This is a genomic window from Methylomonas subterranea (genome assembly GCF_024505185.1).
In the GTDB taxonomy this organism is placed as follows: domain Bacteria; phylum Pseudomonadota; class Gammaproteobacteria; order Methylococcales; family Methylomonadaceae; genus Methylomonas; species Methylomonas subterranea.
The window spans coordinates 35,082-43,374 of record NZ_JANIBJ010000036.1; the positions used below are offsets into that span (position 1 = coordinate 35,082).

10 protein-coding genes and 1 CRISPR repeat array are annotated in these 8,293 nt (G+C 46.5%); of the genes, 8 read left to right on the forward strand and 2 right to left on the reverse strand.

Annotation, left to right across the window (positions count from 1 at the left end):
• Positions 1-8: 8 nt before the first annotated feature.
• Together NP590_RS16690 and NP590_RS16695 are read right to left on the reverse strand one after the other, a co-directional pair.
• Complete coding sequence (locus NP590_RS16690; RefSeq protein WP_256603772.1) at positions 9-431, reverse strand: type II toxin-antitoxin system VapC family toxin; 423 nt, start codon at positions 429-431, stop codon at positions 9-11.
• The gene (locus NP590_RS16695) at positions 418-672 is read right to left on the reverse strand and encodes an AbrB/MazE/SpoVT family DNA-binding domain-containing protein (RefSeq protein WP_256603774.1); all 255 of its coding nucleotides are present in this window, start codon (positions 670-672) and stop codon (positions 418-420) included. Before NP590_RS16695 ends, NP590_RS16690 begins: the two co-directional genes overlap by 14 nt.
• Before the next feature lie 225 nt (positions 673-897).
• Here NP590_RS16695 and NP590_RS20610 point away from each other — a divergent pair, with 225 nt between their 5' ends.
• From NP590_RS20610 to cas6f, 8 genes are read left to right on the forward strand one after another with little or no spacing between them, the layout of a single operon-like run.
• A complete protein-coding gene (locus NP590_RS20610; protein ID WP_371927315.1) occupies positions 898-1,023 on the forward strand; it encodes a hypothetical protein in 126 nt (41 codons plus the stop codon).
• Complete coding sequence (locus NP590_RS16700) at positions 1,020-1,250, forward strand: hypothetical protein (RefSeq protein ID WP_256603775.1); 231 nt, start codon at positions 1,020-1,022, stop codon at positions 1,248-1,250. The genes NP590_RS20610 and NP590_RS16700 overlap by 4 nt, the downstream gene beginning before the upstream one ends.
• Before the next feature lie 49 nt (positions 1,251-1,299).
• The gene (locus tag NP590_RS16705) at positions 1,300-4,269 is read left to right on the forward strand and encodes a CRISPR-associated endonuclease Cas3'' (protein ID WP_256603776.1); all 2,970 of its coding nucleotides are present in this window, start codon (positions 1,300-1,302) and stop codon (positions 4,267-4,269) included.
• 37 nt (positions 4,270-4,306) lie between these two features.
• On the forward strand, positions 4,307-4,537 hold the full coding sequence (locus NP590_RS16710) for a hypothetical protein (protein ID WP_256603777.1): 231 nt from the start codon (positions 4,307-4,309) through the stop codon (positions 4,535-4,537).
• Positions 4,537-4,932 carry a type II toxin-antitoxin system VapC family toxin gene (locus tag NP590_RS16715; RefSeq protein WP_256603778.1) on the forward strand — a complete coding sequence of 132 codons (396 nt, stop codon included), beginning with the start codon at positions 4,537-4,539 and terminating at the stop codon, positions 4,930-4,932. The genes NP590_RS16710 and NP590_RS16715 overlap by 1 nt, the downstream gene beginning before the upstream one ends.
• Positions 4,933-4,958: 26 nt before the next feature.
• Positions 4,959-5,939 (forward strand): type I-Fv CRISPR-associated protein Cas7fv, encoded by a 981-nt coding sequence (gene cas7fv / locus NP590_RS16720; RefSeq protein ID WP_256603779.1) that lies wholly within the window; start codon positions 4,959-4,961, stop codon positions 5,937-5,939.
• Positions 5,940-5,947: 8 nt separating this feature from the next.
• The gene (gene cas5fv, locus NP590_RS16725) at positions 5,948-6,964 is read left to right on the forward strand and encodes a type I-Fv CRISPR-associated protein Cas5fv (protein ID WP_256603780.1); all 1,017 of its coding nucleotides are present in this window, start codon (positions 5,948-5,950) and stop codon (positions 6,962-6,964) included.
• An 8-nt stretch (positions 6,965-6,972) separates the two neighbouring features.
• A complete protein-coding gene (cas6f, locus tag NP590_RS16730) occupies positions 6,973-7,611 on the forward strand; it encodes a type I-F CRISPR-associated endoribonuclease Cas6/Csy4 (protein ID WP_256603782.1) in 639 nt (212 codons plus the stop codon).
• 131 nt (positions 7,612-7,742) lie between these two features.
• Positions 7,743-8,251: direct repeats of the CRISPR family, unit length 28 nt; unit sequence GTCCGCCGCCGCACAGGCGGCTTAGAAA.
• Positions 8,252-8,293 lie beyond the last annotated feature (42 nt).

The window sequence follows — 8,293 nt, forward strand, 5'->3', positions numbered from 1 at the left end:
GGATAAACCTATGATGGTTCCGAACGCAGACTGGTCACCATCGGCAACGCACCCAGTTTTTTGTCGCTTTCGAAGGTGTAAAGCGTCATTGCTCCGGCCTTTTGCGCGGTTCTGGCAATCAAGCAATCCGACAAATCGACCGCCGGATATTCCAGGTAATCCAGCAAAGCGCAGCTTAAAACCGACCAATCTTCGAATTGAAAGCGAGTGTTACAGGACAATTCGCGGATGACGGCATGAATTTCCTGGCGGCTGCATTGAAACACGCTTTCCAACACCCATTCGATTTCGGCGATCACAATGGCCGAGACAAACACCTTGTCGGCGGCATCGATCAGCGCGACTGCCCGCTGCACTTGCCATTGCGGATTTCGGGCGTCGAGCGGTTGCAACAAATAGCGCAACAGAACGTTGGTATCAATCGCGATCATCGGCAAGCAGTTTTTTCGCGGCGCGCATCCTTAAAGCCTTGTCGATTTCCTCGTCGGTTGGAAACGCCTTGCCTTCGGTCAAATCGGCAAACCGACCGGCCAAGCTATCGGATTTCATTTTAACGATATGCGCCACACCGTCGCGGGCAAACACTTCGACATAATCGCCGGGCTGCAAGGCAATGGCGTTGCACACCGCTTGCGGCAGCGTGACTTGGCGTTTACTGGTGATTTTATGCATGGGAAATCTCGGTGTATTACGATGTTTTAATAGTAATACGGCTAATATTCGGGGGTCAATCGATGGGAAAAAAATTGCTTAGACACAAAGGCGAGCAAAGCAACCGCTGGGTTTCAATGACGGTTCAGCGAATCAGACGAGTCGTGATGACAGACTTGAGTCCCCAGGCACAAGCTATAACAAAAAATGGAGAGGCAACCTTATGATGGTCACCTTCGTCAGCCAATGCCAGAAAAAGCCCTGGCCCGCACCCGCCGCGTCCTCGACGCCTTCGCCAACCGCATCGGCGACAATACTTGGCAGACTGTTTTCACTACTCCCCCTAGAACAACAGCTATTGAGGCCTTATGAAACAACTGATATTAGAAATAGATGAAATCACTGAAGCCAAAATAAACGCTGCGGCGAAAAGCGCAGGACTTTCTATCCAGCAATGGCTAAAACAAATCATTGATGAAAAGACCGTCTCAACTTGGCCAGACTCAATAATGGCGTTACCCGGGACATGGCAAGACATAGCTTTTGCAGAGGAGTTACGCGCAGATGAAGGACAAAATATTTTAAGGGAGAAGTTTTAATATCTATGCCACAGCCAATAACAAAAAAATTATATTCGGGTAACCATCAATGATGGTCACCTTCGTTAGCCAGTGCCAGAAAAAAGCCCTGGCCCGCACCCGCCGCGTCCTCGACGCCTTCGCCAACCGCATCGGCGACAACACCTGGCAAACGGTGATTACCGAAGAAGGCCTGATCGCGGTCAAAACCCTGCTGCGCAAAACCGCCACTAAAAACACCGCCGTCGCCTGCCATTGGCTCAGGTCCAGGAGTCGGAGTGAGTTGGTGTGGATAGTCGGTAATCGCAGTCAGTTTAATCATTCTGGAATTGTTCCTGTAAACACAACGAGTAAAGAGTTAATCATGGATATTGCAACAGACAAGCCTCTGGCAAATGTTTTATACGCCAACACTCACTTGCAGCCACTAGCGGAACATTTGTTTGCCGTTGGTTATTTAGCGATGCGAATACATCAAACATTATTTCCAGAACAATCCGGCCATAGCAAAGCCGTTTTTATTGCCGGGTGTTTGCATGATATTGGCAAGATAGACCCACAATTTCAACGCTGGGTGCGAGACCCTAAGCGTAAGGAATACATTCCCGAAGATGGGCAACATATTGATGTTGCCAAATTCAGCTTTGATAAATATCCAAGACATAACGAGATTTCGGTTTTGTTGTATGAACTACTTGGTAATACCACATTAAATACGCTAGACCCAGATATCAAGAGGACTATTCGTCACACGATCTATTGGCATCATGCCAAGCCGTTTCGTAAAGACAAGGATAAAGGCTTTGTCACTTATTGGGATATTTACTCTAAATTTATCGGCAATAATCCGTCGCTTGATTTTGCTCAGGTTATTGCAAGTGTAATAGATACTTTATCGAGAGTGCTAAAGCTTGAGGAAAAAGCTGCTTTCGATAAAAAAGCCGGTTTATCTGAGAGTTACCAGAAAACAGTTGATGAAGATAAAGTGCAAAATCTCAAAAATGGCACACCGTTGCCCGTTTTTAAGTACTATGAGAATAAAACCAAATTGAGAGATTACCAAAGCGATATTGCTTTTAATGCCTTAAATAACATCTTTCGTGCCTGCGTCATTACAGCCGATAGGCTGATTTCCTCACTTCCTGCTAATGAGCTCATGGAAGAATGCATTAAAAAACAATCCTTTGATTTTTTGATAGACCAATGTTTGTTGCCCAATAGCACACTTAGCAGTCATATCGAGCAATGTTTGAAACACCCCAGTTTTAACGGCGACCGTAGTACCAAGCAAAGTGAAATTGCAGAAGAATTAACGCAGTGCCGGGATATTGCGGTTTTAGCCGGCCCTGCGGGCTGCGGCAAAACCAAAATTGCCTTGGAATGGGCGAAATTAAAAAATGCCCAAAAAATAATTTGGGTGTGTCCGCGGGTACAAATTTGCCAAGGCTTATTTGACGAGTTAATTTTGGAGCACTATTTGCCCGAAGCCAATATCGAAATCTTCACCGGCGAATATAAATACACAAAGAAATGGGGACAGCAAACTTCGGATAATAGTTATTTTAGAGGAGATATTGTTATTACCACAATGGATCAAGTGCTAAATAACATTATTACCCACACCAAAGCGGATAGTTTAATCAGCTTCCTGGATGCCCACGTCGTATTTGACGAATACCACGAATATATCAACATGCCTGCCTTTAATTTGTTTTTTGCCGAATTGGTACACGGCAAACGTTTAAAAGGCAGCAGTGCAAATACCCTATTGGTTTCCGCTACTCCGCATTATTGCTTTATTGATAATTTATTTGGCGAAGCCCCTCTTGGACCATTCGATAGTCGTCACGATGTAAAACCCATGGAATCGTTCAACACTAGCCAATATCAAATTGACTTTGTAACGTATGACGAAGCCAAAATCGACGATAACAATCCATTTTATAAGCCGCGCTCAGGCAATACCTTTGTCATTAGTAACACCGCACTAAAAGCGCAAAAAGGCTTTATTTTTAATCTGAAGCATGAAAATGATCAGGACCGAGAAAATGCGGTGTTATACCACTCCAAATTTATCAAGAGCGACAAGCAAAAGTGGTTCGAGGCAGTTTACGATTCCTTCAAAAAAGGCGGCACCAAGTCCTACGATGTCCTGCGTAGCGGGCCGATTGTGCAAGCATCGCTCAATATTACTTGTGACGAAATGATTAGCGATATTTGCAGCGCCGAAGATTGTTTGCAACGGTTGGGGCGTTTAGACCGCTTTGGCGAAAACGCCGCCGTCAACCGTTATCTAATTGCTATACCCACCCAATTCAAAGGGACGAACGGTGTCGGTAAATTTTTATCGAGCATGAACAGCTTCGCCTCAGCTAAGGCATGGCGTGAATTTCTGGAAGCCAAATTGATGGTAGAAAAGCCGTTACGTCTGCCGCAAATTTATGAGTTTTATCGTGAGTTTCACTTCAATGAAACCACCAGAAAAGAAATCGAGAACGACTTGCTAAAAGCGATACAAAAAAGCGTTAGCTTAATTAGCGATAGAGTCATTGACCCTATCCGCTTGTTCCAAAATAAAAAGGAGACAGCTAACAAACGCGGCAAAATCAGCAAAAATTCCTTGCGTGGCGATAATCGTTTTGTGCAATTGGCGGTATGCTCTGTGAGTGGGCTTGACCAATACCAATTCGAAAATCGCTACGCCTATCAAATGCCAATCAGCGATAACGAGCAGATAGATAACATCACTGCCAAGAAAGAACTGATTGAAGGCTACGGTAATAGCGAAAAAAGCTTGCTCGCGCACATGGCTAAAAAGCACCATCAAATCATGGGAGGAAAAGCGCCATTCAAGGATTTCATGCTTTTGAATGAAGCCAGAGACCCGGAAAGTCCAATTTACCTAAGCTACACGAAGGAAGACTTGGACAACGCTGGAAGAGAAACAGGTCGGCATCCCTGGGCAATTTATTATGCCGAATGCGACAAACAGCCTATCGGCGCAATTTCCATCAAGCAGTTAACCTCGAATGAGGATTAAGCTATACCCAAATTTATCGACAAATACCGAGGTCATCATGAAACAACTGTTACTAGAAATCGACGAAACCACGGAAGCCAAAATTAACGCCGCCGCCAAAACAGCGGGGCTCTCTACCCAGCAATGGTTACGCCGGATAATTGATGAAAAAACGGCGACCGGCTGGCCAAAGTCCATTAAGGCGTTAGCCGGGACGTGGCAAGATGCCCCCTTCGCGGAGGAATTACGCGCGGCTGAAGGCCAAGATATTGCCAGGGAAGATTTTTGATGTTTGCCCTCGACACCAACACCGTGATTTATTTTTTTAAAGGCATAGGCAAGGTTGCCAGCCGTTTATTTAGCTTGCCGCCTCATGAAATCGCCTTGCCTGCGGTGGTTTTGTATGAACTGCAAGTCGGCATTGCCAAATCAAGTTCACCCGAAAAACGGAGCAACCAACTGAATGAATTACTCACGGTCGTGCGCGTATTGCCGTTTACCGAACATGAAGCCGCCATTACCGCTCGAATCAGGGCCAGTTTAGAAAAAGCGGGCACCCCTATTGGCCCGCTGGACATGATGATTGCTGGAATTGCCTTGGCTAATCAGGCCACCTTGGTAACGCACAATACCAAAGAATTTTCGCGCATTGATGGCTTGCAGCTAGAAGATTGGTTTAACTGACACAATTTAATTTCAAGGAGAAAGCAATGAATAAAATTACCGGCATTAGAAGCGTAGATTTCAAAATTACCGCCTTAGGTTATGGCGTGGTTAACTGGAACGGGCCAACGACATTACAAAGCGATGGGCGCATTATCGATAACCATTCGATGCCCAAGCTCCGGGGATATACCAACTTGACGGGCAAAGAAAGCGAAAAAGGTTACAAACTCAAAAAAGACCCATCAGAAATCGATTTTGACAAAAACCCCATGTATATCAGTCAAAATTGTATCCCACATCACCTATTTAGAGATCAAGCGTTTGATTTGCACTTTGCTAACAACAAAAATCTCATCGAGTTGCTTGCTTCCATGACAGGGCTTGTTCGTGGCTATGTGATCCCTCAAGGCGATCAATGCAAGCGTACTAGTGCTTTGTTGTTAGAAGATTTTGTTGACACTTTTAAACAAGGCAATTTTGAGCAAATGGGGCGCTCTGGCACCAAAGAAAAAGGCGTCGATGAAAAGGGTAAAGACGTTGCCAGCACTTCATTCTTTTCCAAAACCACTTTTGGCGAAACCAAGTATTACGGCTGTGGCTCAATCAGCATCGAGCAGCTTCAATTTATCGCGCTGGATAAAAAATTTGACCGCCCTGCCATGGTCATTAAAGAAGGCGATGGCGAACGTGTTGCCCAAGCCATTGAAGACTTTATTAAAAGCATAGACCCCAGCCGTAACCCCAAAGCCACCTTTCACAAAAACTATGTCCGCAGAGGCACGATTTTTAAGGATGGCGAATGCGGCATTCTGTTAGACAACGAAGCCATCGATATTTTGGTAAAAGAAACGCTACGCATGATCAGTGAATTGAGTATCAGGCAAGCCAAAGGCTATATGTACGTGGATGAAGTACAAGTGGATTACAACGACAGCCATAAAATGATGCGAATCAAACGCGCCGAAGCTGGTAACACCTCTCCTACGCCGCAAAGCGATTACGCCGTTTATTTTGAAGGCGTTTGAGGTGATTTATGTTTATCAAAATTCGCCACGAAGCCTCATGGCGCAATTCATTTTTAGACGGCTCGAATAATGAGCCGATTCCCCAGGGCGGCAGAAAATTTATTGCGTCCATGACGGAATTAAAAAAAGACGGCAATTACAAAGACAGGCAAATCAGCAAAGACACCGTCATGGGCATACTAAACCGATTAATCGGCGAGCAACGCAAACTGTATCAAGCAAGAAGTTCTGACGATTATTATTTCAGGGAAATTGAACGCATATTAACGGAAGACAGTATTAAAGACATACCAGAAAATACCCAGGAATTGGTTTATATCCGCAATATAACTGGCAGTAATGACCAAAACTCATTTACCGGAATGATTAAAGCCCAAGATGCCGCGTTTAATTCCGAGTTTTCCAGTCAATTATGGGGCGTATTATTTTTGGATTTTCCTGATCTGTTGGAATTCTGCCTAAATCCACACATAGGCGCAGATACCGAGGTAGAACTTGATCCTATCGTGGTGATTGGTCAATTAGAAGAGATTAACAGCTTAAAACCGGTTGAGTTAGATGAAAAATGCCAAGCAGTTTTAACTCGTCTGAAGACCAAATTTCCAGATGTGGATTATAAATTGACCGCTAAAGGACAAATGCCGCCCATTACCTTTTACACCTCGGCCTTATACCTTCAGTTAGAACAACTGGCTGCAACATTTGATTTGGGAAATGTTGTCACAAAATCGGGTGGTTTAAGTGGCATTTCAAAACGGGGATTTACCAAAAAAGATTTTATGGATCGGTATACCACAGGTCATAAAAAAATCATTTTTGGCAATCCTTATCTATTAAAACAACGCATCCAGGGCGAAGGCGAAGTGACCAAACTACTTACCAAAGCGAGTGGTGTCCTAGAAATCAACCTCAATATTTCAAGAGCAGATGCCATAGACCTGCAAGAAAAAATCGATTGTGCAGGGGTTTCCAGTTTTTACTTGGGCAAAAAAGGCTTGGCCTATGTCGAAGATATTCGCATCTAAGGGGACTTATGAAACACTACATTGAGCTCACTTTATTGCCTGCCCCTGATTTCAATCTTTTCAAACTTTGGTCCCGAGTATTCGAACAACTCCATCTTGGCTTCGTGGAAAATCAAGACGAAAACAAGCGTGTTCCAATTGGCTTATCGCTACCGGAATACAAAATGGGCGACAAATATGGCGTGTTGGGCGACAAAATCCGCCTGTTCGCCGCCGACCAAGCCACACTGGAACGCTTTAACGCCCCGCAACGTCTGGCGCGCCTGAGCGACTACGTGCATTGCACCGGCATCCGGCCAGTGCCGGACAAGCTGCTGGGGTATGCGGTTTACCGGCGGGTGCAGCCCAAGACCAATCCCGAGCGGCTGGCCCGGCGCTACGCCAAGCGTCACGGCGTCGATTTGGCGACCGCGTTGAACATGACGGTGGAACTGCGGGCGGCGAGCGAGAATCCCGCTTACCCGCTGTCATTTCGCTATTGCGACATGCTCAAGCCTTCCGTGCCCTGGCCGTTCATTCGCTTGCAAAGCAAGAGCGGCGGCCAGACCTTTTGTTTGTGGATAGCCAAAACTGCCGCCGCCGCGCCGGTGGCCGGCAGTTTCAGCGCCTACGGCCTGAGCAGCGTTGCCACCGTTCCCGAATTTTGACCCAATTTTTTTTGCTCTTTAACAATACGAACTAAATCAGCCGGTTACGACCAAGGGTTTTGCGGATGGTAAAAATGGGTTTATCCAGCCGCAGCCCTTGTCGCAGCCGGCTTCCCGTTTATTTATAATCAGTCCGCCGCCGCACAGGCGGCTTAGAAAAATTTGATGGGTTGTTTGAGTTCTTCCAGGGCTGTCCGCCGCCGCACAGGCGGCTTAGAAAAGTGACGCACCATAATCCGTCGGTCAACCCGAGTCCGCCGCCGCACAGGCGGCTTAGAAATCAGTGCATAACCAATCATTTAACGTGAGCCGGTCCGCCGCCGCACAGGCGGCTTAGAAAGTTCTACCGCTGCTGTCATTGCCGCCCGCTATGTCCGCCGCCGCACAGGCGGCTTAGAAACAGCGCTTTGGCGGCTGAATGGCCGCGATCGAGTCCGCCGCCGCACAGGCGGCTTAGAAAGCATGCCGGATTCGATATCCGCCAATCCATCGGTCCGCCGCCGCACAGGCGGCTTAGAAATTTATTATCAAGGCATGCAGCAAAATAACCCAGTCCGCCGCCGCACAGGCGGCTTAGAAAACTCCTTATTTCCCGAGGACTTGGCCGAGTCCGTCCGCCGCCGCACAGGCGGCTTAGAAAGGTATATTTTGATGGCGAAGCTATTTGTTGCCGTCCGCCGCC